This window comes from Streptomyces sp. NPDC005496 (assembly GCF_042872045.1).
In the GTDB taxonomy this organism is placed as follows: Bacteria; Actinomycetota; Actinomycetes; order Streptomycetales; family Streptomycetaceae; genus Streptomyces.
Genome location: NZ_JBIAJQ010000003.1, coordinates 738,367 through 760,809 on the forward strand (window position 1 = coordinate 738,367; position 22,443 = coordinate 760,809).

A 22,443-nucleotide genomic window follows, 5' to 3' on the forward strand; every position below is an offset into this window, starting at 1 on the left:
TCACGCTCCCTTCTCGGTGCGGCGCCGCGTCGGCTGGGTCACCCGGTCGAGCATCAGGCCGAGGCAGACGATCGCCGCGCCGGCGACCAGTCCGGTGGCCAGATCGCCCTGGGCGAGGCCGAACACGACGTCGTAGCCGAGCGCGCCGCCGCCGACCAGGCCGCCGATGATGACGACGGCCAGGACCAGGACGACGCCCTGGTTCACGGCGAGCAGCAGGGCCGGGCGGGCCAGCGGGAGCTGGACCTGGCGCAGCTGCTGTCCGCTGGTGGCACCGAGCGAGCGCGCGGCCTCCAGCGCGGCCGGGTCGACCGAGCGCAGCCCCTGTGTGGTGATCCGGACGACGGCGGGCAGCGCGTAGACGACCGCCGCGGCCACGGCGGGCGCCCGGCCGATGCCGAACAGCGCCACCACCGGGATCAGGTACACGAATTGCGGCATCGTCTGGAAGACGTCGAGGACCGGGCGCAGCACCCGCTCGACGCGTTCGCTGCGGGCGGCGGCGACGCCGGTCGCGAAGCCGATGACCAGGGTCACCGCGACGGCCGCGAGGACCTGCGAGAGCGTGTCCAGGGACGGCTTCCAGACGCCGAGGACACCGATCGCGGCCATCGCGAGGACGGCGGTGAGCGCGGTGCGCCAGGTGCCGATCAGCCAGGCGAGGGCGGCGACGAGCAGCAGCACCGCCCACCAGGGCAGCCCTTGCAGGCCGTCGCGGAGCGGGTCGAGGACCCAGGTGGTGAAGTGGCCCGCCCAGTCGGCGGTGCCGCCGACGTAGGGGACGCCCGAGTAGAGGTGGTCGGTCATCCAGTCGACGGCGTGGTTCACCGGTTCGGCGATGTGCACGGTCCAGGCGTCGGGCCAGTCGAGGCGCCCCGCGAGCCGGCCGGCCACCGCCACGGCGACGGCCCCGGCGACCGGGTACGCCCAGTGCGGGCCCTTCGCCTCGGTGTCCGCCCCGAGCCGCTCCCCCGCCGCGGCGGTCACCCGGTCCAGGACGACGGCGAGCAGCACGATCGGGATGCCGGCCGCGAGGGCGGCGCCCACGTCGACGGAGGCGAGGGCCTGGTAGACGCGGTCGCCGAGACCGCCGGCGCCGATCACGGAGGCGATGACCGCCATGGACAGCGCCATCATGATCGTCTGGTTGAGGCCGAGGAGGAGTTCCTTGCGGGCCAGCGGCAGGCGGGCGGTGAGCAGCCGCTGGCGGGCCGTGGCGCCGAGCGAGGCGACGGCCTCCATGACGCCGGTGTCCGCGTCGCGCAGGCCGAGCGCGGTGAGCCGGGCCATGGGCGGGGCGGCGTACACGACCGTGGCGAGGACGGCCGCGGGGACGCCGATCCCGAAGACCAGCACGACGGGCAGCAGGTAGGCGAAGGCGGGCAGCACCTGCATGGTGTCGAGGACCGGGCGCAGCGCCCGGAAGGTGCGGTCGGACAGGCCCGCCGCGAGGCCGAGCAGCAGACCGAGCACGACGGAGACGACGACGGCGACCACCATGAGCGCCAGGGTCTGCATGGTCGGCACCCACATGCCGAGCAGCCCGCAGGCGAGGAACGCGGCGGCCGTGCCGAGCACGAGCCGCACCCCGGCGACCCGCCAGGCGACGGCGGCCGCGACGGCGGTCACGCCGGCCCAGCCCGCCGCGAGCAGCACCAGGTAGACGGCGCGCACGGAGAGCACGACGGCGTTGCTGACGTGGCCGAAGAAGTACAGGAACAGCGGGTGGCTGTCGCGGTTGTCGACGATCCAGTCGCTGGTCGTGCCGAGCGGTCCGGTGAGGTCGACGGTCAGCGCGTGCGGCCAGGAGCCGCTCGACCAGCGGGCGTCGAGCAGCGGGACGGCTACGGCGGCGATCACGGCGAGCAGCAGGAGCTTGCCGGCGCCCCGGTGGCGCAGGAGGTTCCTGGCCCGGTCCGCCGGGCCCGTATGGCCGACGGGCGCGGTGGCGGTGGCCATCAGAGGGCCCCCTCGCCGTCGCCGGACCGGTCCGTGCCGGCCACCACTCCGAGCAGCGCCTCCGAGTCGACGACCCCGACGCACCGGCCGTCGTCCACCACGCGCGCCGGGCAGCCGGAGCGGGCGACGGCCTCGATGGCCTCCGAGACCGTCGCCCCGGGGGCGACGGCCGGGCCGCGCCCCGCCTCGGCGGCGGACGCGGCGCGCATCGCCGACCGTACGGTCATGACCTGCTCGCGCGGCACGTCGCGGACGAACTCGCGGACGTAGTCGTCGGCGGGCGAGCCCACGATCTCCTCGGGGGTGCCGAGCTGGACGATCCGCCCGTCGCGCATCAGGGCGATGCGGTCGCCGAGACGCAGCGCCTCGTTCAGGTCGTGGGTGATGAAGACCATCGTGCGGCCCTCCTCGCGGTGCAGGCGGATGACCTCCTCCTGCATGTCGCGCCGGATCAGCGGGTCGAGCGCGCTGAACGGCTCGTCGAACAGCAGGACTTCGGGGTCGACGGCGAGCGCCCGGGCGAGTCCGACGCGCTGCTGCTGGCCGCCGGAGAGCTGTCCGGGCCTGCGCTGCTCCATGCCTTCGAGGCCGACCTTGGCGACGACCTCGGCGGCTCGTTCGCGGCGCTCCGCGCGGCCGACGCCCTGGATCTCCAGGCCGTAGGCGACGTTGTCGAGGACGGAGCGGTGCGGCAGCAGGCCGAAGTGCTGGAAGACCATCGCGGCCCGGCGGCGGCGCAGTTCGCGCAGCCGCCCGCGGTCCATGGCGAGCACGTCCTCGCCGTCGATGGCCAGTTCGCCGGAGGTCGGCTCGATGAGCCGGGTCAGGCAGCGCACCAGCGTGGACTTGCCGGAGCCGGACAGGCCCATGACGACGAAGACCTCGCCCCTGTGCACGTCGAAGCCGACGTCGCGGACGGCGGCGGTGCAGCCGGTGCGGGCGCGCAGGTCGGCGGGCGACAGCGCGGCCAGCTCGGGATCGGCGGGCACGCGCTCGGCCTTGGGGCCGAAGACCTTCCACAGGTTGCGCACGGAGAACACGGGGGACGCGTCCGCCGGCTTCCCGGGGGTCTGCGGGGTTTCCAGGATCGCGGTCATCGGGCCTCGCCTCCGAGCAGATCGGCACATTTCTCGCCGACCATGAGGACCCCGACCATGGGGTTCACGGCGGGCATGGTCGGGAAGACGGACGCGTCGGCGATCCGGATGCCTTCGAGTCCGCGGATACGCAACTGCGGGTCGACCACGGCGAGTTCGTCCTCCGGGTCGCCCATCCGGCAGGTGCCCGCCGGGTGGTACACGGTGTGCGCGACCTGCCGCGCGTATTCGCCGAGCTCCTCGTCGCCGGTGACGTCGGGCCCGGGGCACACCTCGCGCTTGAGCCAGCCGGCCAGCGGCTCGGTCTTCGCGATCTCCCGCGCGATCCTGATGCCGTCGACGAGCGTGCGGCCGTCGTAGTCGTCCTCGTCGGTGAAGTAGCGGAAGTCCAGGGCGGGCTTCTCGGCCGGGTCGGCGCTGGTCAGGTAGAGCCGTCCGCGGCTGTGCGGCTTGGGGATGTTCGGGGTCATCGAGACGCCGTGCTCGGGGCGTTCGTAGCCGAGGCGCTCCGGGTTGTCCGTGAACGGGATCTGGTAGAAGTGGAACATCAGGTCGGGGCCCGGCTGCCGGGGGTCCCGGCGCACGAACAGGCCCGCGTCGGAGTCCATCGCGGAGTTCTCGGGGATGGGTCCGTCGGTCTCCCAGACGATCACCGACTCGGGGTGGTCGAGCAGGTTCTCGCCGACCCCGGGCAGGTCGTGCGCGACGGGTATGCCGAGCCGCTCCAGGTCCTGCCGGGGACCGATGCCGGAGTGCAGCAGCAGCCGCGGCGAGTCCACGGCGCCCGCGCACAGCAGCACCTCGTTCCTGGCCCGTACGAGGGTCTCGGTGCCGTCCTTGCCGCGGACGTGCACCCCCGTGGCGCGGGTGCCCTCCAGCTCCAGCCGGTACGCCCAGGTCTCCAGCAGGATCGTCAGGTTGGGCCGCTCGTCCATGACGGGGTGCAGATACGCCACGGACGCGCTGGAGCGCTTGTTGGTCTCCGGATGGTAGGCCAGGTCGAAGAAGCCGACGCCCTCGGTGAACGGCTTCTTGTTGAAGCCCTCCACGCGCGGCACGCCGAGCGCGGTCTGCGCGGCGTCGACGAAGTCGCGGGCGATGGCGTTCCGGTCCTTCTCGTCCACCGCCACGATGTTGTTCAGGAGCCGCTCGTAGTACGGCTCCATCGGGGCGGCGCCCCAGCCCTGCGCGCCCGCCGTCTCCCACTCGTCCCAGTCGGACGGCAGCGGCTTGAACGCGATGAGCGTGTTGTGGGACGAGCAGCCGCCGAGCACCCGGGCGCGGCTGTGCCGGATGTGCGAGTTGCCGCGCGGCTGCTCGGTGGTCGGGTAGTCGTAGTCCAGCTCCCCGCCGAGCAGGCCCATCCAGCGGCGCAGGGTGAGGACGTCCTCGCGGTCGACGTCGCTGGGGCCGCCCTCGATGACGGCGACGGTGACGTCCGCGTTCTCGGTCAGGCGGGACGCGATGACGGAGCCCGCGGTGCCGCCGCCGATGACGACGTAGTCGTACGTGTTCTCGTGCTCGGACATGAAGAGGTGCTCCTCCGGTCGTACAAGGTGCTGCGCGTAATCGGTCGTGGGTGCGCGGCGGTCGGGGGGACGGTCCGGTCGGCGCGCGCCGGTGTCGGGGGGACGGTCCGGCTGGGGGTGCGTGCGCGCTGTCGGGCGGTCCGGTCGGGTGGTGGTGGCGGGGCCGGTGTCAGCCTGCGAACCAGCGGACGGGCTTCGGCGCGAGGTTCTGGTAGACGTGCTTGGCCTCGCGGTACTCGGCGAGGCCCGCGGGTCCGAGCTCGCGCCCGACGCCGCTCTTGCCGAAGCCGCCCCACTCCGCCTGCGGGAGGTAGGGGTGGAAGTCGTTGATCCAGACGGTGCCGTGCCTGAGGCGTCCGGCGACCCGGCGGGCGCGGCCGGCGTCGGCGGTCCACACGGCGCCGGCCAGCCCGTACTCGGTGTCGTTGGCCAGCGCGACGGCCTCGTCCTCGGTCCGGAAGGTCTCGACGGTCAGGACGGGCCCGAAGACCTCCTCGCGGACCACCCTCATCTCCCGGTGGCAGCCGTCGAGGACCGTCGGCTCGTAGAAGTAGCCGGTGGCCGGCCTGGCCTCGGACGGCTCGGGGCGCTTGCCGCCGCTGCGCAGCACCGCGCCCTCCGCGAGGGCGGACGCGACGTACGCCTCGGTCTTCTCCCGCTGCTGCGCGGAGACGAGGGGGCCGCACTCGACACCGTCCTCGGTGCCGCGTCCCAGCCTGATCCTCCCGGCGCGGGCGGCGAGTTCGGCGACGAAGCGCTCGCGCACGGACTCCTCGACGATGAGGCGGGAGCCCGCCGAGCACACCTGGCCGCTGTGGATGAACGCGGCGTTGAGCGCCTGGTCGACGGCGGTGTCGAAGCCCTCCTCGGTCGCGCAGGCGTCGGCGAAGACGACGTTGGGGTTCTTGCCGCCGAGTTCCAGGGCGACCTTCTTGACGGTGACGGCGGCGGCCTGTGCGACCTTCGTGCCGCTGACCAGGCCGCCGGTGAAGGAGACCAGGTCGACGCCGGGGTGTTCGGCCATCCGCGCGCCGACGGTGTGGCCCGGGCCGGTGACGATGTTGGCGACCCCGGCGGGGAGTCCGGCCTCGACGAGCAGCTCCACGAGGGCGACCGTCGTGAGCGGGGTGATCTCGCTCGGCTTGACCACGAAGGTGTTGCCCGCGGCGAGCGCCGGAGCGATCTTCCAACTGGCCTGGAGCAGCGGGTAGTTCCAGGGGGTGATCAGTGCGCAGACGCCGACCGGCTCGTGCACGACGACGCTGTGGACGTCCGCGGAGCCGGCGTCCACGACGCGCCCGCCGCCCTCCCCGACGACGAGGTCGGCGAAGTACCGGAAGGCGTCGGCGACGCAGTCGATGTCGACGCGCCCCTCCTCGACGGTCTTGCCCGCGTCGCGGCTCTCCAGGAGCCCCAGCTCCTCGCGGTCGCGCACGAGGAGGTCGGCGACGCGGCGCAGCAGGGCCGCGCGCTCGGCGACGGGGGTGCGGGGCCAGGGCCCCTCGTCGAAGGCGTGCCGGGCGGCCTCGACCGCCAGGTCCACGTCCTTCTCGTCACCCTCCGCGACCAAGGCGAACGGCTCGGCATCCGCGGGATCGAGGATCTCGCGCGTGGCACCGGAAGCGGCGTCGCGCCACTGCCCGCCCGCGTGGATGGTCTGCTGTGCCTGTCGTTCGGTCTGTCGCGCCATGAGCGGCATCGCCTTCCGTTCCTGTTTCCTGCCCCTGCGTCACGCTCGGTCACCCTTGGGGGCCGTGAGCACCTGCCCATCGGCCCCTCATGCATGCGAACCCCTGGCCGAAAGTGCGCGGGGTCACTGAATAACCACGGGAAATGGGGTCACCGCCCGGCGAAACGGGGCATACCGTGCCACTCAGGGGCCCTTTCGCGGCCCTGCGCCCCCGCGCAGCCATGGACACACGGCCTTTTCTTTGACTAAGGTCAAAGAAATATGGAGCCAGTCTCAGTGGACGACGTACGGACGCTTCGCCGCTTCAACCGGTACTTCACCCGGCGGGTCGGAGCGCTCGACGAGCACTACCTCGGCCGGGAGCGTCCGCTCGGCGAGGCGCGCCTGCTCTTCGAGGTGGGCGAGGGCACCTCGCTGCGGGAGCTGCGGTGCAGGCTGGGGCTCGACGCCGGGTACCTGAGCCGGATGACCAAGACCCTGCAGGCCCAGGGACTGATCCGGGTGACCGTGCACCCCGACGACAGCCGGCTGCGCGTGGCGGAGCTGACGGCCGCCGGGCGCGCGGAGGTGACGGAGCAGAACCGCCGGGCCGACGGGCTCGCCGCCGGGCTGCTGCGGGGGCTCAGCGAGAAGCAGCGCGGCGAGCTGACCGCCGCCGTCGCCGTCACCGAGCGGCTGCTGCGGCTCGCCGCCATCGCCGTCGAGGTCGTCGACGGCGCCTCCCGCGACGCGCGGACGTGCCTCGCGGCGTACGCGGCCGACCTCGACGCGCGCTTCCCGGAGGGCTTCGACGCCTCGGCGCTGGTCCGGCCGACCGAGGTCTCGGGCCGGGCGGGCGCCTTCGTCGTGGCGTACGAGGAGGGGCGGCCCGTGGGGTGCGGGGCGCTGCGCCGGCTCGGACGAGGCGTGGGCGAGATCCGGCACGTGTGGGTCACCCCGGACGCGCGGCGGCTCGGACTGGCCCGGCGCATCCTGCGGGAGCTGGAGCGCCAGGCCCTGGAACGCGGCCTCGGCACCGTGCGGCTCGACACGCACGCCGTCCTCACCGAGGCCCAGGCCATGTACCGGGCCTGCGGGTACACGGAGATCCCGCGCTACGACGACAACGTCTACGCCGCCCACTGGTTCGAGAAGCGCCTCGGCCGCACGCCGGGCCGGCCGGGTTCGCGTATCCCGGGCTGACGGGTCGCGCGGCCGGCCGGTCAGGCGCTCGGGCAGCTCGCGCCCGTCGGGCAGAACGAACTGAGCGCCGCCCGCAGCGGACTCAGCACGTCCGTCCCCTCGGCGCCGACGGAGCGGATCGCGTACGCCGTGCCGTCCGCCGCCTGGAAGCGGTGGTCGACGACCTGGAGGGCGCCGTCCTGCACGTCGTCGTAGCGGTAGCCGATCTCGGCCCAGTCGTCACCGGACTGCCGGTCCAGGACGCGGTAGCCGGCCAGCTTGGTGACGAACCCGAACGAGGGGTCGTTCTCGGCCTGGTACAGCGAGTCGGCCGGGCTGCTCTCGATGACCTCGAACAGTTCCAGCTCGGCGCCGCCGCCGGGGGCTGTGTAGTGGACGACGGACGGCTTCCCCGCGCGCCGGTCCACCGAGCGGACCCAGCCCTCCGGCACGTCGACCGTGTAGCCGACGGCGTCCACCGACCGGCTGTAGCCGGGGGACGGTGACGCGGAAGGGCTCGCCGTGGGCGACCCGCCCTCCGCGAGGGTGCCCCCGCCCTCCTCGCTCCCCGATCCCTGGGCCGAGGGGACCCCCTGCGTGGCGGTCACCGTCACCGACGACCGCGCCCCGCCGGCCCGGTCGGTGGAGTCGTCGCGGTTCAGCGCCCACACCCCGCCGCCGACGCCCCCGGCGAGCAGCGCCACGGCGACGATGACGAGGAGCAGCCTGCGTGGGCTGCCCGGCCCGGGCGGTGGCGGACCGGTGCCGGGCACGGGTGCACCCCACGACTGCGGCCCCGCGTAAGGGGGTTGGGGCTGCGGCGGGGCCTGCGGCTGCCCCTGCGGAGGAGGGGGCGGCGGGGGCTGCGGGAACACGGCCGACTGCGTCTGCGCCGACGCCCACCACTGCTGCTGCGGATCCCGCGCCGCCCCGCCCGGGCCCGCGCCGTCCGGCCCGCCGCCCTCCCGCTCCGGGTCCCGCGCCGGCCCGGCACCGCCCGGCCGTCCGGCCGACCCGCCCGCTCCGTCGTCGTCCACCCACCGCTGGCCGTCGGCGTCCCACCGCTGTCGCATGTCGTTCCCCATTCCTCACCCCCCGCGATCGCACGCGACCCGGGCCTGACCGGCGGGGTGCCCCTCGGATCACCCCGGGTGCCGCAGCGGCAGCCGTTCCCAGCGGCACCACGGCCACCGGACGCCCGCCCGCCACGGACCCCCTTGGCCCGAACAGCTGGTTTTAGCGCGCGAGTTGCGCGATCGCCTGCACCACGGCCGCCGTCGACGCCAGCCCGGCCACCGCGGCTGCGGCGGTCTCCAGCCGCAGCCGCAGCCGTCCGAGCCGCTGCGGATCGACCGCTCCGGCCCGCTCGATCTCCCCCTGTACGACGGCGAGTTCACCGTCCAGTACGGCCGTCCCCTCGGTCCGCGTGAGCAGCGGCAGATGCTCCCGCAGGGTGCGGACGGCCTCCAGCAGCGCCTCGGTCGCCTCGTCGGCCGCCGTCCGCGGTGCCTCGCGGTACTCGGCCCTGCCGTGGTCGCCGAAGCTCACCGCGCTGCGGTCGATCCGGCCGACCCGCCCTCCCGTGCCGTCGCTCATCCCGTGTCCCCTTCCCCGTAGACCGCGCCCCCGCTGCCTGTCGTGACGGCGCTCCTGCTGATCCGGCCCACCGCGGTCCCGCCGCTCATCTGCCCGATGAACTGGCCGCCCGCGGCGACGTTGACGATGTTCTGCTCGAAACTGCCCGTCTCGCAGCCGCTGCGCCGCAGCGCCTCGCGCACCCCGCTCGCGATGCGGTCCTCGACCGTCTTGACGTACCGGCTGACGTCCATCTCCTGGAACAGTGACAGCCGGTCCGTGCTGCCCAGCTCCCGCACGGAGAGCAACGGCGCGTCGGGCGGCGCCTGTTCGGGGTGGGCCAGCCAGGTCCGCAGGCACTGGGCGAGGGTGCGGACGGCGGAGATCCCGGCCACGACGTTCGTCGCGGGTCCGGACAGCAGCGTCCGTACGCCCTCGCGCAGCGCCTCGTCCTCGCGGCGGGCCGCGATGAGGTCCACGTGCCGGTACTCCTCCGCGATCGGGCCCAGGACGTGCGGCACGACCTCCAGGACCAGCATCCGGCCCTGGGTGTGGACGCGGACCAGCACCGAGACCACCACCTGCTCGTGCCAGGCGCCGACCCGGACCCGGAGGAAGTACCGGCGCGCCTCGCCGCCCTCGTCGACCGCCCCCTCGACGTGCGTCCGGACCGAGGCGGCGTCGTACACCCCCGCGCCGCGGCCGACCCCGGAGGGCAGGTAGACGAACTCCTCGATCTCCAGGTCCTTGAGCCGGTCGCGGCTGGTCAGCGCCGCCGACTCGCGCAGCGCCTCCAGCTTCGGGCGGACCAGGTCGATGATCTGGCGGTTCGTGAGCCGCACCCGGGCCGGGCCGCCGGCCTCGTCGTCATCGGCCTCGTGATCGACCGGCAGACCGCCGCCGTACCCGTCGGGCAGGCCCCCGTTCAGGCGCCCGAGCCGCCTGGCCGGGGTGATCTCCATGGCGAACGACCAGGGCTCGTGCGGTTTCCCGGCGCCCACGAACGGCCGGTGGGCGTCGTAGAGCGCGACGCCCGCGTGCTGCTCCCACGTGATGGCGCGGGCGACCCGCACCTGGCGCTCGCTCCCGGCGGGCGTCGCGGGCGCCGTACCGGGGAAGGCGTCCCGGCCCAATTCCGTGCGCATCACCTCGGCCACGCGGGAGCGGTGCACCCAGGTGGCGAAGGTGATCGCGAGCGGGAAGAGCAGCGGGAACGGATCGTCCGGGAGCCGGTGGAGCGCGTACCCCCAGTAGACGAGTTCCAGGCCGCGGGCCAGCAGCGTGAGCCCCCAGGCGGTCGCCCGCCGGGGCAGCCGGAGCCGCCTGGACTCCGCACGGCTCACCGCGTACATGGTCGTGCCCTCGCCCGAGGCCGCCCCTGCCGCCCAGAGCAGCCCGCACACGCCCGCGTAGAAGAAGACGGTGGAGGCGCTGAGCAGCGCGTCGAGTTCCGCGAGGCCGGGGACCGGCTCTCCGGCGGACTCCATGGCCTGCCCCGCCATCGCCGCCTCCGCCGCGAGGAAGACGACCCAGACCGCGCACAGGAACAGCGCGGTGGACACCTCCTGCCGCCGTGCCCGCACGGCGTGCGCGAGCACCGAGACGACGTCGACGCCCAGCGACGGAGCGGCCGGCCGCTCCTCGTGTCCGATGAGTTCGTCGATGACGCGCGCCCTGAACCGCGTGTCCAGATGTACCCCGGCGCACAGCAGCCGCGTGGACTCGCTGTGCGCGTACCGCCGATCCGATCCCGTCAACGGGACCACCCCCGCCATGTCTCCCCCGGCCCCGCCGGTGAACCCCCGGCGGACCGTCCGTCACGACGATAGCGAGGGTTACTCCCGTTCCAGTGCCCATATGCCGACAAAGCACATACGTTCGATACGTACTTTCCGTACGCATGCGTCAGCCCCCACCGGAGTGCTTCCCGGTGGGGGCTGACGGAGTGTGAGCCGGCTGGGCCTAGAGGAGGCCGAGACCGCGGACCGCCTCGCGCTCCTCCTCGAGCTCCTTGACGGAGGCGTCGATCCGGGCGCGGGAGAACTCGTTGATGTCCAGGCCCTGGACGATCTCGTAGGAGCCGTCCTTCGTGGTGACCGGGAAGGAGGAGATGAGGCCCTCCGGGACGCCGTAGGAGCCGTCCGACGGGATGCCCATGGAGGTCCAGTCGCCGTCCGCGGTGCCGTTGACCCACGTGTACACGTGGTCGATGGCGGCGTTGGCGGCCGACGCGGCCGAGGACGCGCCGCGGGCCTCGATGATCGCGGCACCGCGCTTGGCGACGGTCGGGATGAAGTCCTCGGCGAGCCACTTCTCGTCGTTCACGGTCTCGGCGGCGTTCTTGCCGGCGACCGTGGCGTGGAAGATGTCCGGGTACTGGGTGGCGGAGTGGTTGCCCCAGATGGTCAGGCGCTTGATGTCGGCGACCGTCGTGCCCGTCTTCTTCGCGAGCTGCGTCAGCGCGCGGTTGTGGTCCAGGCGGGTCATCGCGGTGAAGCGCTCGGCCGGTACGTCCGGGGCGGCGGCCTGGGCGATCAGGGCGTTGGTGTTGGCCGGGTTGCCGACCACGAGGATCTTGACGTCGTCCGCGGCGTGGTCGTTGATGGCCTTGCCCTGCGGCTTGAAGATGCCGCCGTTGGCCTCCAGGAGGTCACCGCGCTCCATGCCCTTGGTGCGGGGGCGGGCGCCGACGAGCAGACCGACGTTGGTGCCGTCGAAGGCGACGTTCGGGTCGTCGGTGATGTCGATGCCCTGGAGGAGCGGGAAGGCGCAGTCGTCGAGCTCCATCGCCGTGCCCTCGGCGGCCTTGAGCGCCGGGGTGATCTCCAGCAGGCGCAGCTTGACCGGAACGTCAGCGCCGAGCAGCTGGCCGGAGGCGATGCGGAAGAGCAGTGCGTAGCCGATCTGGCCGGCCGCGCCGGTGACGGTGACGTTCACGGGAGTGCGGGTCATGGCGTTCTCCGTATGACAGCTGGCGGTGGGGCGTCCCTGCCCCGGGTGCAGGATCCCCGCCGCCGCCCGGATGGCCGGCGCCGACCGCCGCAATGATCGATCAGGGGTACAGATGATCGATCTCTCGGCGTCAAGAGAGATCCGCGGTCAGGCTATCGCGCATCCGCGGCGCCGTACGGCCGGGTCTCGTGTGGCCCGTCCCACAGCCGCCGTACGGGGCACGAAAGAGGCGGCCGCCCGTCCGGGAGAGGGGGACGCGGCGGCCGCCGGGGGGGGTACCGGGGTGGCCGGGAAGGGGGGTCTGTCTCCCGAACGCAACCGGATCCCGTGGGGGTACGGTTCGCCTGCCCCGCCCGGCGTGGGCCATTCCCCCGTACGGCGATGTTTTTCCGCACACCAGCGCGCGGGGGCACCGCGCGCGCCCCCGCGTACGCCGTCACGCCTACCGAGTGCAGCCCTTCTGCCCCGACTTGAGGGTCGCGCAGGCCTTCGCGTCACCGGCGTCCCGCACGGCCACCATCGGGGTGTACGCGTCGGTGTCCCCGTCGACCGAGCCCCGCTGCGCGGCCGCCGCCGCGGAGGACACCTCGACCCGGTCGCCCTGTGCCGCCTGGGTGATACGGGCCCAGGCGGCGCCGCAGGTCTTGCTGTAGCGGACCTCGACGAGGGTCGCGCCGACGGTGACGCTGCTGGTGGTCCTGGCCAGTTGACCTCCGCAGTCCATGCTCTCCGGGTCCTTGCCGGTGCAGCCCTTGCCGCTGCACTTCACCCCGGCCGGCAGGTCGGCGCGGGTGCTCGCGGAGGCGGCGGGTGTCCTGGGCGCGCCCTCGTTCCCCCCGTCCCCGCCACCGTCCCTGAGCAGGACGGCCGCCGCGATCACCGCGAGCGTGCCGACGGTGCCCGCGAGGAACATCGTGACGCGCCGCCTGCGCCGGGCGCCGTCGGGTGAACCGCCGTCCGGCGGCCGGGTGTCGGCCGGCGCGGACGGGCGGGGCGGCGGACCGGTGAGCCCCCACCCACCGCCGCGCCCGGACCCGCCGGAGCCGTGCGCCCCGTCACCGCCGGACCCCCGCGAGGCGTCCTCCACGTCCCGCGACGACGGCTGGGGCGGCACCGTGGGCATCACCCCGGCCGGTCCGGCGATCCCCGGTGTAGCCGTCGCGCTGCCGCCCCTGCGGGCCTGTCTGCCGCCCGTACCGCTGCCCGGCGGCGGCCCGAACTCCCCGAGCGCGGCGCGCGCCTGGGAGATCCGGATCGCCTCCATGGTCATGTCGTGGCGCATCTCCGAGCGGCTCCAGGCGCGCTCGGCCAGCTCCCACATGGTGACCAGGTGCAGAGGGCTGGTGCCGGTGACCTCGGCCAGCGCGACGATCGCCCCCTTGGGCGCCAGCAGCCGGCCGTTCAGATACCGCTCCCAGGACGTCTTGCTGTACCCGGTGCGGTCCGCCACCGCCGCGACGCTCAGCCCGCCGCGGTCGACGAGCCTGCGCAGCTGACCCGCGAACTCCTTGACCTGCGGATCGAGTTCATCCGGCAGGGCCTTCCAACGAGGCATTGCCTCCCCCTCTTTTCCCCCCGTACGAGCCTGATCTCCGCCGCGCCTTCCCGCGCGAGGCGCCCTGTGCCGAGTCCCCGTTCTGGCTACCCACAGGGATGCTCCGGGCGAGGCTCTCAGTTCCCGGGGCGGGGGCGCACGGGAGCGTTTCGAGGCGGTCCTCGCACCGTCGCACGCCGCCGGCCGGCGGTCCAGGGCCCATCCACGGCGGCCGTGCCGCGTTCCCGAACCCCTGTCCCTCGCACAGGGGGTCCCGGACCGCCCCGGTCGGACACGCTAGCCCCGCCGCGGGGTGCCGTCGCGGCGGATCCCGAACTTGACCGCACAGCGGCACAAGAGGAGCGCTTGCGCGGTCACTTGGGTCCCGGAACCGACCGGATGCACCAGCAGTCGCACACCGGCGACGGCGGCGGGACCGGGACCGGGTGGCCGGGCCCGGTGAGGGCGGTTCCCGTTGCGGAGCGCGGACACCGTGGCGGAATGGTCACTTCCGTGCCACAGCGAAGGGTCTGCTGTTGAACAGGGCGCTCACCGTGCGTGAGTGTGGAACCCGGGCGGAACACCCGCCCGGCCGCGGCTCGTCCTTACTCGGGGGAGAGGATGGGCCGCGGTCACCCCGCCCCCGGGCGCGGGTCCCGCCCGCCGGACGGGGGCCGCCTCGGACCGGCCGGGCGGACACCGGCTTCGGACCCGGCCGGACGGACGCCGGCTTCGGTCCCGGCCGGGCGGCTCAGCCGCCGGGGGTCACCAGCCCCGACTCGTACGCCACCACCACCGCCTGGGCCCTGCTGTCCAGGTCCAGCTTGGTCATGGTGCGGTTCAGATGCGTCTTGACGGTGGCCTCGCTGATGTAGAGGCGGTCGGCGATCTCCAGGTTGGACAGTCCGCGGGCGGTGAGTTCGAGGACCTCCCTCTCGCGCGAGGTCAACGCGGCGAGATCCGGCGGGGGTTCACCGCCGGACGCGGAGCCGCCCTGCCGGGCGAAGGCCTCCACCAGGCGGCGGGTGACGCTCGGCGCGAAGAGCGCGTCGCCGCCGCCCACCGCGGCCACCGCCGCCAGCAGCCGCTCCGGCCCCGAGTCCTTGAGCAGGAACCCGGAGGCACCGGCCCGCAGCGCCCCGTACACGTACTCGTCGAGGTCGAACGTGGTCAGCACGAGGACGCGCGGGGCCGGTTCGGCGGCCTCGGCGAGGATGCGCTCGGTGGCCCGGATGCCGTCGGTGCCGGGCATCCGGATGTCCATCAGGACGACGTCGGGCCGGGTCTCGGCCGCGAGCCGCACGGCCTCGTCGCCGTCGGCCGCCTGCCCCACCACCTCGAAGCCGGGGGCCGCGTCCAGCAGCCCCACGAGACCGGCCCGGATGAGGAACTGGTCGTCGACGACGAGCACCCGAGTCATCCGGTGCGCCTTCTCCGCCGGGCGTGGAGGCCGGCTCCGCTGCGCGTGCGTGATCCGCTCATGGCGTCCGGTCGTCCCCCTGGCGTGCGGCCTGCCCCGACGTGGGGAGGGTCAGCCGCACGGCGAACCCGCCCCCGCTCCGCGGGCCGATGCTGATCGTCCCGCCGTAGAGCTTGGCGCGCTCCCGCATGCCGATCAAGCCGTGCCCGCCGACGGCCGGGACTCTGTCCTGAATCACCCCCTGCCCGTCGTCCGTGACGCGGACCGTCACATCGTGGCGTCCGTAGGCGACTTCGACTGTGGCCCCGGCGCCGCGGGCGTGCTTCAGGACGTTGGTGAGCGCCTCCTGCACGACGCGGTAGGCGCAGAGGTCGACGCCGGGGGCGAGCGCGCGCACCGTGCCCTCGACGCGCAGGTCGACGGGGACGCCGCCGGCCCGGACCCGCTCGACCAGTTCGCCGAGCCGGGCGAGGCCGGGCATCGGGGCGGCGGGGCGGGCGTCCGGGTCCCGCAGGTCCTCCTCGCGCAGCACCTGGAGCATGCGCCGCAGTTCGTCGAGGGCCTCGGCGCTCGTCTGCGTGATGGTGCCCAGCGCCGAGCGGGCGGTGGACGGATCGGAGTCGAACACGAAACGCGCGAGGCCCGCCTGCACGGAGATCACCGACATGTGGTGGGCGACGACGTCGTGCAACTCCCGCGCTATACGGCCGCGTTCCTCGGCCACCTCGCGGCGGGCCCGCTCGGCCTGCTCGGCGCGCAGCTCACGCGTCAGCTCGGCGGACCGCCGGGCCACGTACCCGAAGCGCCACAGCACGGCGGAGAAGAGCAGGGCCTGGCCGACGACGGACGCCATGGCGCCGCTCTCGCTGACGACGCCCGCGTAGACCCACATCCCGACGAGCAGACCCGCACAGAGGGCCGTGGTCCGCGCCGGGCGCAGCGAGGCCACCGTGTAGAGGGCGAGCATGGGCCCGAACGTGCACACCACCGGCCAGTGGCCTGTGGTGATGTACGCGGCGGCGGCGGCCTCCACCACGGCGAAGACGGCGAGCGGCGCCCTGCCACGGAACGCCGTCGGCAGATGCGCGAGGGCCACCAGCGCGTACGCGGGTCCGTCGAGCGCGGGCCAGCCCTGGCGCACCGACTCCCCGCCCAGCAGGACGGCCACGGTCACCATGGCCACCGCGATCAGCGTGTCGACGGCGAACGGACGGGACGGCCGGATGCGCATCGCCGCAGCGTAACGCCGCCTCCCGGACAGCGGCGTCAACCTTTCGCGGTACCGCGGAAGTTGCAGGAACCGGGGGGCTACCACCGCGGGTGCGGCCGGAGTTCGGACCACCGGTGGACGCGTGGCGCGGGCGGCGGCGCCTACGTTCGGGGGCAGGACGCGGGCGGCGGTCACCGGCACCCGCCGCGTCCGAGGGGGAACCGGGGCCCGCGGGGGGCGAGTTCGGCGCCGGGGCCCGTGCCGCCGGGTCCGCGGACGTCCTCCGGGACCGGCGGTGACGCAGGTGGCCCGCACTCTCCGGGGGAAAGTGCGGGCCACCGGCCGCTCACTGGATCGTGAAGTGCAGCGTGTCGTCCAGGAAGGGGATCTCCAGCAGCGGATTCGGCTGCGCCATCAGCGCGAGCAGCACGATGGCCACGCCCAGCACGCCGTACGTGACCATGTCCGTGAAGCGGGAGCGGACGGCGAGCATGCCCACGTCGGGCACCGCCCAGCGCAGCGCGCCACCGGCCAGCAGGGCCACGCCGATCAGGATGGTGCCGGCGCGGAACGCGTCGAACGCGGTCAGCAGCAGACCGAGACCGACGCCGGCCAGCACGACGAGGATCGGCCACTGGCGGGCGGGCGCGGGAGCGTCCCGGGGTGCCGCCCGGCCGCCGCCCTCGGGCCGCGCGGTGTCCCGCGTGAACAGCGGGAAGCGCCGGGTGGTGCGGCGCGGCCTGCCCTGGGCGTCCGGCGCGCTGACGGCGTCCCGGACGGTCGGCTCCGCGCTGGTGCCGATCACCTCGTCGATGCTCGCGCCCGACGTGTCCCCGGTGCCCGCGTCCGCCGTGCCGGTGCCGTCCGTGGCCGTCGTGGCCTCGGGACCCGCGGCCGAGCCCTCGGCGGGCGCGGCGTTCTCGGGCCTGCCGTCAGCCGACACTGCGCTCCGCCGCCTCGACCACGTTGACGAGCAGCTGCGCGCGGGTCATCGGACCGACGCCGCCCGGGTTCGGGGAGATCCAGCCGGCCACCTCGGCGACGCCGGGGTGGACGTCGCCCACGATCTTGCCCTCGGCGCTGCGCGAGACACCGACGTCGAGCACGGCGGCGCCGGGCTTCACGTCCTCGGGCCGGATCAGGTGCGCGGAACCGGCCGCGGCGACGATGATGTCGGCCCGCTTCAGGTGGGCGGAGAGGTCACGGGTGCCGGTGTGGCACTGGGTCACCGTGGCGTTCTCGGAGCGGCGGGTCAGCAGCAGCGGCATCGGGCGTCCGATGGTCACGCCGCGGCCGACCACGACGACCTCAGCGCCCTTGATCTCCACGCCGTAGCGGCGGAGCAGGGTCAGGACGCCGTTCGGGGTGCAGGGCAGCGGGGCGGGCTCGTTCAGCACCAGCCGCCCGAGGTTCATCGGGTGCAGGCCGTCCGCGTCCTTGTCCGGGTCCATCAGTTCCAGGATGCGGTTCTCGTCGATGCCCTTGGGCAGCGGGAGCTGGACGATGTAGCCGGTGCAGGCCGGGTCCTCGTTCAGCTCGCGGACGACCGCCTCGATCTCCTCCTGCGTGGCGGTGGCGGGCAGTTCGCGCTGGATGGAGGCGATGCCCACCTGTGCGCAGTCGCGGTGCTTGCCCGCGACGTACTTCTGGCTGCCGGGGTCGTCGCCGACCAGGACGGTCCCCAGGCCGGGCGTGACGCCCTTCTCCTTGAGGGCCGCCACGCGGGCGGTCAGATCGGACTTGATCGCGGCTGCGGTGGCCTTGCCATCGAGAATCTGGGCGGTCATGACCCCATCCTCGCGGATGACCCGGCCCCGGTTCCAATCCGGGCTCCCCTTGCCGCCGCGCGGCCCTCTACCACGCGGGTCCGCCAAGATCATGGATGTTGCACTTGCACAACACATATGGATGACCGCTGGACAAATGAGCGAAAGTTTTAGAACGATGAGCGGCACAGTGCCGCGGGCAGTACCGGGGGGACGGACCGCTCTGTAGAACTCTCCTCCGAACCGTGCCGCGCGTAGTCCCCGCATCAGGCATCGGAGGAACCCCGCCATGAGCTTCGGCGACCCGAACAACCCCTACGGCCCCCCGCAGGGCGGTCAGCAGCCCGGCTACGGCTATCCCCAGGGCGGCGCGCCGCAGCAGCAGCCCGGCTACGGCTACCCGCAGGCCCCGCCGGTCCAGCAGCCGTACGGCGGCGGCTACCCGGGCGGCTACCCCGGCGGCCCGGCCGTGATCCCGGGCGGGGTGAAGGCCGCGCGCGTGATGCTCTTCGTCATCGGCGGTCTGCAGATCCTCGGTGCCATCCTGATCGCGCTGTCCGCGGTGGCCGTCTCCGCCGCGAAGAACGACGAGACCCTCAAGGACGACGTCCAGTTCCAGCAGCTCGCCGACTACTCGGCCGGCGTGCTGTGGGGCGTCACCGTCGCGGTGCTGGCCTGGGGCATCCTCGCCATCTGGCTCGGCGTGAAGGTCGGCAGCGGCGGCAACGGCGTACGCGTCACCATCCTGGTCTTCGGCATCCTCACCGCGATCCTCGGCATCTACCCGTTCATCGTCATCGGCCTGGCGCACACCGTGATGGCGATCCTCATCGCGGTGTTCGTCGGCAAGGAGGACGGCGCCGCCTGGTTCAACCGCCCGCGGTACTGACGGCAGGCGGGCACCGCGGCCGGCCACGGTACGGGGCACACGCACACGACGGCGGCCTCCGGCCCTCCCGAAGGGGAGTGCGGAGGCCGCCGTCGTACGTGATCCGCCCGACGCGCGCGGGTCAGTGGAAGAAGTGCCGCGTCCCGGTGAAGTACATCGTGACGCCCGCCTTCTCGGCGGCCTCGACGACCTGCTCGTCACGGACCGAACCGCCGGGCTGCACGACCGCCTTGACCCCGGCCGCGGTGAGGATCTCCAGGCCGTCGGGGAACGGGAAGAACGCGTCCGAGGCCGCGTACGAGCCACGGGCACGCTCGGCGCCCGCCCGCTCGACCGCCAGCTTCGCGGAGTCCACGCGGTTGACCTGGCCCATGCCGACGCCGACCGAGCCGCCGTCCTTGGCGAGCAGGATCGCGTTCGACTTCACCGCACGGCACGCCTTCCAGGCGAAGGCCAGCTCGGCGAGCTCGTCCGCGCTCAGCGCCTCACCGGTCGCGAGGGTCCAGTTCGCCGGGTCGTCGCCGTCGGCCTGGAGCCGGTCGGTGACCTGGAGCAGCGCACCGCCGTCGATCGGCTTGACCTCGACCGGGTTGGCCGGCCCGCGGTCCGCCCGCAGCACCCGGATGTTCTTCTTCTTGGTGAGCGCCTCCAGCGCGCCCTCCTCGTACCCGGGCGCCACGATGACCTCGGTGAAGATCTCGGCGACCTGCTCCGCCATCTCCTTCGACACCGGACGGTTGACGGCGATCACACCGCCGAACGCGGACAGCGGGTCGCAGGCGTGCGCCTTGCGGTGCGCCTCGGCGACGTCCGCGCCGACCGCGATGCCGCACGGGTTGGCGTGCTTGATGATCGCGACGCAGGGCTCGTCGTGGTCGTACGCGGCACGGCGCGCGGCGTCCGTGTCCGTGAAGTTGTTGTACGACATCTCCTTGCCGTGCAGCTGCTCCGCCTCGGCGAGGCCGCCCGTGCCGTCGACGTACAGCGCGGCGCCCTGGTGCGGGTTCTCGCCGTAGCGCAGGGTGTTCTTGCGCTCGTAGGTGTGGCCGAGGAACTCGGGGAAGCCGCTGTCGTCCGCGGGGGCGTACCCGTCCGCGAACCAGGAGGCGACGGCCACGTCGTACGCGGCGGTGTGCCGGAACGCCTCGGCCGCGAGCCGCTTGCGGGTGGCGAGGTCGAAGCCGCCGTCCTTCACGGCGGCCAGGACGTCGCCGTACCGGGCGGGGCTCGTGACGACGGCGACCGACGGGTGGTTCTTGGCGGCCGCGCGGACCATGGACGGGCCGCCGATGTCGATCTGCTCGACGCACTCGTCGGGCGAGGCGCCGGAGGCGACGGTCTCGCGGAACGGGTAGAGGTTGACGACGACGAGGTCGAACGGCTCCACGCCCAGCTCGGCGAGCTGCCGGCGGTGGTCCTCAAGGCGCAGGTCGGCGAGGATGCCCGCGTGCACCTTCGGGTGCAGGGTCTTCACACGGCCGTCCAGGCACTCGGGGAAGCCGGTCAGCTCCTCGACCTTGGTGACCGGGACGCCCGCGGCGGCGATCCTCGATGCGGTGGAGCCGGTGGAGACGAGCTCGACCCCGGCCTCGTGCAGCCCGCGGGCCAGCTCTTCCAGACCGGTCTTGTCGTAGACGCTGACGAGCGCCCGGCGAAGGGGCCGCTTGTTGCTGTCGGCGGTCACTGGATAACTACCTTTCGTCCCTCAATGCGATAGCCGTGGCGGGCGAGCCGCCCCACGACATCGACGAGCAGCCTTCGCTCGACTTCCTTGATGCGCTCGTGCAGAGCGGCTTCCTCGTCCTCGTCCCGCACCTCGACCACGCCCTGGGCGATGATCGGGCCGGTGTCGACGCCGTCGTCGACGAAGTGGACGGTGCATCCGGTGACCTTCGCGCCGTACGCGAGCGCGTCGCGTACGCCGTGGGCTCCCGGGAAACTGGGCAGCAGTGCGGGGTGCGTGTTCACGAACCGTCCGCCGAACCGGGCCAGGAACTCCTTGCCGACGATCTTCATGAACCCGGCGGAGACCACCAGGTCCGGCTCGTAGCCGGCCGTCGCCTCGGCGAGCGCCGCGTCCCACTCCTCGCGGGTCCCGTGGTCCTTGACCCGACACACGAAGGTGGGCAGTCCGGCCTGCCGGGCGCGCTCCAGACCGACGATGCCGTCCCGGTCCGCGCCGACGGCCACGATCTCGGCTCCGTAGGCCTCGGCGCCCTCGGCCGCGATGGCGTCGAGCAGTGCCTGGAGGTTCGTGCCTGATCCGGAGACCAGCACGACGAGGCGCTTGGCCTTGGCCACGGCGGGGCCCTTTCTCGGGGGAGCGTTTTGTACGGTCGTACGAATGCTTCGCGCCCCGGGATACGGGGAAGTCTACGAAGCGGCCGACCGGCAGCAACGATACCGGCACACCGGGCGGCCCCCACGGGACGGGGGCGGGGCCGGAAGGTAGCGTGCGGTGAGGCTCCGTCCCGGGAACGCCGCCCGACGCGGGGAACGCCCCGCACACGTGGGACGTTGACCTGGACGGGCACGCCTGCCCGGGCGCGGGTCCCGGACGTCACGTCGGGGCCGGGCCCCGGCCGAGTGTCGCGGGCACGGGTGCCCGGGACGCGAGTCCCGCACCGCACACCCCGGGGCGAGAGTCCCGGACCCGGACCGCCGGGGCGCGAGCCCCGGCCTCGAACACCCGGGGCGGACGCCGTGAGCGCAGAGCTCGCGGCCACCCCGCCCGCCAGAACCACTTAGGGGAAGACGCACACCTGATGCCGGACCGCAGTCTCCGACTCCCTCCGCTCCTGCTGCGCGAGCGGCGCCCTTCGCCCATGTCGCCGCAGGAGAACGGGGACGCCCCCAGCACCGGGCCCGGGTCCACCGGCGGGCGCGACGGCTCGGGCGGCCGCGACTCCTCGGGCGAGCGTGACTCCTCCGGCGGACGCGACTCCTCGGGTGCGGACTCCGGTTCGGGGTCCGACGGGGACCACAACCCGTTCGCACCGCCGCCCGAGGGCACCCCGGACCGGCCGTGGCAGCCCCGCCGGCCCGCCGACCAGGGCGGCGCCGAGGGCGACCAGGACGAGAGCGGGCGCTCCCCCTGGGGCAGCCAGTGGAGCGACCGCCAGCCCGGGCCCGCGCAGGGCGGCGGCTTCGGCGACCGCCCCGGCGCCCCCGGCCAGGGCGGCCAGAACGGCGGCCAGGGCGACAACCGCGAGGGCGGACCCGGCGGCTCCGGCAGCGGCATGCGCTGGGACCCCGCGGACCCGGCTCAGCGCCGCGCCCGCTACTCCCTGCTCTCCGGCATGTGGGCCTTCTTCTTCGCGCTCTTCAGCTGGCCGTACGTGGCCCTGCTGCTCGGCGCGCTGGCCATGTACTGGGGTGTCAGCTCCGTCCGCGCCAAGCCCCGCACCCCGGAGCCGGGCACCCAGGCTCCCGAGCAGCCCGCCCGGCCGCAGACGAGCGCCGCGGTGAGCGGCCTGGTCACCGCGTCCCTGGCGCTCGCCATGGTCGCCGCCACCTTCACCGCCCAGCTGGTCTACAGCGACTACTACACCTGCACGAACGACGCCCTCACCGCCACGGCCAAGAAGTCCTGCGACGACCTGCTCCCCAAGGAGCTGCGCGGAATCCTCGGCACGGGCTGACGCCCGGCGGTCCCGGGTCC

General features: G+C 73.8%; 18 protein-coding genes. 3 read left to right on the top strand and 15 right to left on the bottom strand.

Annotated features, from left to right (window positions below; all coding sequences use genetic code 11):
- The 4 genes from ACFYQQ_RS11985 to ACFYQQ_RS12000 all read right to left on the bottom strand — a co-directional run bounded on the left by ACFYQQ_RS11985 (window position 1) and on the right by ACFYQQ_RS12000 (window position 6,275).
- The gene (locus ACFYQQ_RS11985) at window positions 1–1,959 is read right to left on the bottom strand and encodes an ABC transporter permease subunit (protein WP_355792366.1); all 1,959 of its coding nucleotides are present in this window, start codon (window positions 1,957–1,959) and stop codon (window positions 1–3) included.
- Entirely contained in the window at window positions 1,959–3,056 is a 1,098-nt protein-coding gene (locus ACFYQQ_RS11990; protein ID WP_388904336.1) for a glycine betaine/L-proline ABC transporter ATP-binding protein, read from the bottom strand. The genes ACFYQQ_RS11985 and ACFYQQ_RS11990 overlap by 1 nt, the downstream gene beginning before the upstream one ends.
- Window positions 3,053–4,585, bottom strand: coding sequence for a GMC oxidoreductase (locus ACFYQQ_RS11995; protein ID WP_355791723.1), 1,533 nt, complete (start codon window positions 4,583–4,585; stop codon window positions 3,053–3,055). The genes ACFYQQ_RS11990 and ACFYQQ_RS11995 overlap by 4 nt, the downstream gene beginning before the upstream one ends.
- Before the next feature lie 169 nt (window positions 4,586–4,754).
- A complete protein-coding gene (locus tag ACFYQQ_RS12000) occupies window positions 4,755–6,275 on the bottom strand; it encodes an aldehyde dehydrogenase family protein (protein ID WP_356243012.1) in 1,521 nt (506 codons plus the stop codon).
- A 261-nt stretch (window positions 6,276–6,536) separates the two neighbouring features.
- Here ACFYQQ_RS12000 and ACFYQQ_RS12005 point away from each other — a divergent pair, with 261 nt between their 5' ends.
- A complete protein-coding gene (locus ACFYQQ_RS12005; protein ID WP_355794380.1) occupies window positions 6,537–7,457 on the top strand; it encodes a helix-turn-helix domain-containing GNAT family N-acetyltransferase in 921 nt (306 codons plus the stop codon).
- Window positions 7,458–7,477: 20 nt separating this feature from the next.
- Here the strand turns inward: ACFYQQ_RS12005 and ACFYQQ_RS12010 are convergent, their stop codons facing one another.
- The 9 genes from ACFYQQ_RS12010 to ACFYQQ_RS12050 all read right to left on the bottom strand — a co-directional run bounded on the left by ACFYQQ_RS12010 (window position 7,478) and on the right by ACFYQQ_RS12050 (window position 17,914).
- Window positions 7,478–8,509, bottom strand: coding sequence for a hypothetical protein (locus tag ACFYQQ_RS12010; protein ID WP_356170113.1), 1,032 nt, complete (start codon window positions 8,507–8,509; stop codon window positions 7,478–7,480).
- A 163-nt stretch (window positions 8,510–8,672) separates the two neighbouring features.
- The gene (locus ACFYQQ_RS12015; RefSeq protein ID WP_355790694.1) at window positions 8,673–9,032 is read right to left on the bottom strand and encodes a hypothetical protein; all 360 of its coding nucleotides are present in this window, start codon (window positions 9,030–9,032) and stop codon (window positions 8,673–8,675) included.
- Window positions 9,029–10,768: a hypothetical protein gene (locus ACFYQQ_RS12020; protein WP_355790697.1), complete on the bottom strand. Its 1,740-nt coding sequence runs from the start codon at window positions 10,766–10,768 to the stop codon at window positions 9,029–9,031. The genes ACFYQQ_RS12015 and ACFYQQ_RS12020 overlap by 4 nt, the downstream gene beginning before the upstream one ends.
- A gap of 205 nt (window positions 10,769–10,973) precedes the next feature.
- Window positions 10,974–11,963 carry a malate dehydrogenase gene (locus ACFYQQ_RS12025; protein ID WP_355790700.1) on the bottom strand — a complete coding sequence of 330 codons (990 nt, stop codon included), beginning with the start codon at window positions 11,961–11,963 and terminating at the stop codon, window positions 10,974–10,976.
- Window positions 11,964–12,405: 442 nt separating this feature from the next.
- Window positions 12,406–13,518, bottom strand: coding sequence for an XRE family transcriptional regulator (locus ACFYQQ_RS12030; protein ID WP_388904340.1), 1,113 nt, complete (start codon window positions 13,516–13,518; stop codon window positions 12,406–12,408).
- Window positions 13,519–14,248: 730 nt separating this feature from the next.
- A complete protein-coding gene (locus ACFYQQ_RS12035) occupies window positions 14,249–14,917 on the bottom strand; it encodes a response regulator transcription factor (RefSeq protein ID WP_356170101.1) in 669 nt (222 codons plus the stop codon).
- A gap of 58 nt (window positions 14,918–14,975) precedes the next feature.
- Entirely contained in the window at window positions 14,976–16,148 is a 1,173-nt protein-coding gene (locus tag ACFYQQ_RS12040; protein ID WP_388904343.1) for a sensor histidine kinase, read from the bottom strand.
- Between the two features lie 325 nt (window positions 16,149–16,473).
- Window positions 16,474–16,941: a DUF3017 domain-containing protein gene (locus ACFYQQ_RS12045; protein WP_355781079.1), complete on the bottom strand. Its 468-nt coding sequence runs from the start codon at window positions 16,939–16,941 to the stop codon at window positions 16,474–16,476.
- A gap of 118 nt (window positions 16,942–17,059) precedes the next feature.
- On the bottom strand, window positions 17,060–17,914 hold the full coding sequence (locus ACFYQQ_RS12050; protein ID WP_355781071.1) for a bifunctional methylenetetrahydrofolate dehydrogenase/methenyltetrahydrofolate cyclohydrolase: 855 nt from the start codon (window positions 17,912–17,914) through the stop codon (window positions 17,060–17,062).
- A 268-nt stretch (window positions 17,915–18,182) separates the two neighbouring features.
- On the opposite strand from ACFYQQ_RS12050, the gene ACFYQQ_RS12055 reads away from it, so the two are divergent.
- A complete protein-coding gene (locus tag ACFYQQ_RS12055; RefSeq protein ID WP_355781069.1) occupies window positions 18,183–18,782 on the top strand; it encodes a hypothetical protein in 600 nt (199 codons plus the stop codon).
- Window positions 18,783–18,903: 121 nt separating this feature from the next.
- On the opposite strand, the gene purH is transcribed toward ACFYQQ_RS12055, so the two are convergent.
- Together purH and purN are read right to left on the bottom strand one after the other, a co-directional pair.
- A complete protein-coding gene (purH, locus tag ACFYQQ_RS12060; protein WP_355781067.1) occupies window positions 18,904–20,466 on the bottom strand; it encodes a bifunctional phosphoribosylaminoimidazolecarboxamide formyltransferase/IMP cyclohydrolase in 1,563 nt (520 codons plus the stop codon).
- The gene (gene purN, locus ACFYQQ_RS12065) at window positions 20,463–21,083 is read right to left on the bottom strand and encodes a phosphoribosylglycinamide formyltransferase (protein WP_355781064.1); all 621 of its coding nucleotides are present in this window, start codon (window positions 21,081–21,083) and stop codon (window positions 20,463–20,465) included. Before purN ends, purH begins: the two co-directional genes overlap by 4 nt.
- 464 nt (window positions 21,084–21,547) lie before the next feature.
- On the opposite strand from purN, the gene ACFYQQ_RS12070 reads away from it, so the two are divergent.
- A complete protein-coding gene (locus ACFYQQ_RS12070) occupies window positions 21,548–22,423 on the top strand; it encodes a hypothetical protein (RefSeq protein ID WP_355781061.1) in 876 nt (291 codons plus the stop codon).
- Window positions 22,424–22,443: the final 20 nt, after the last annotated feature.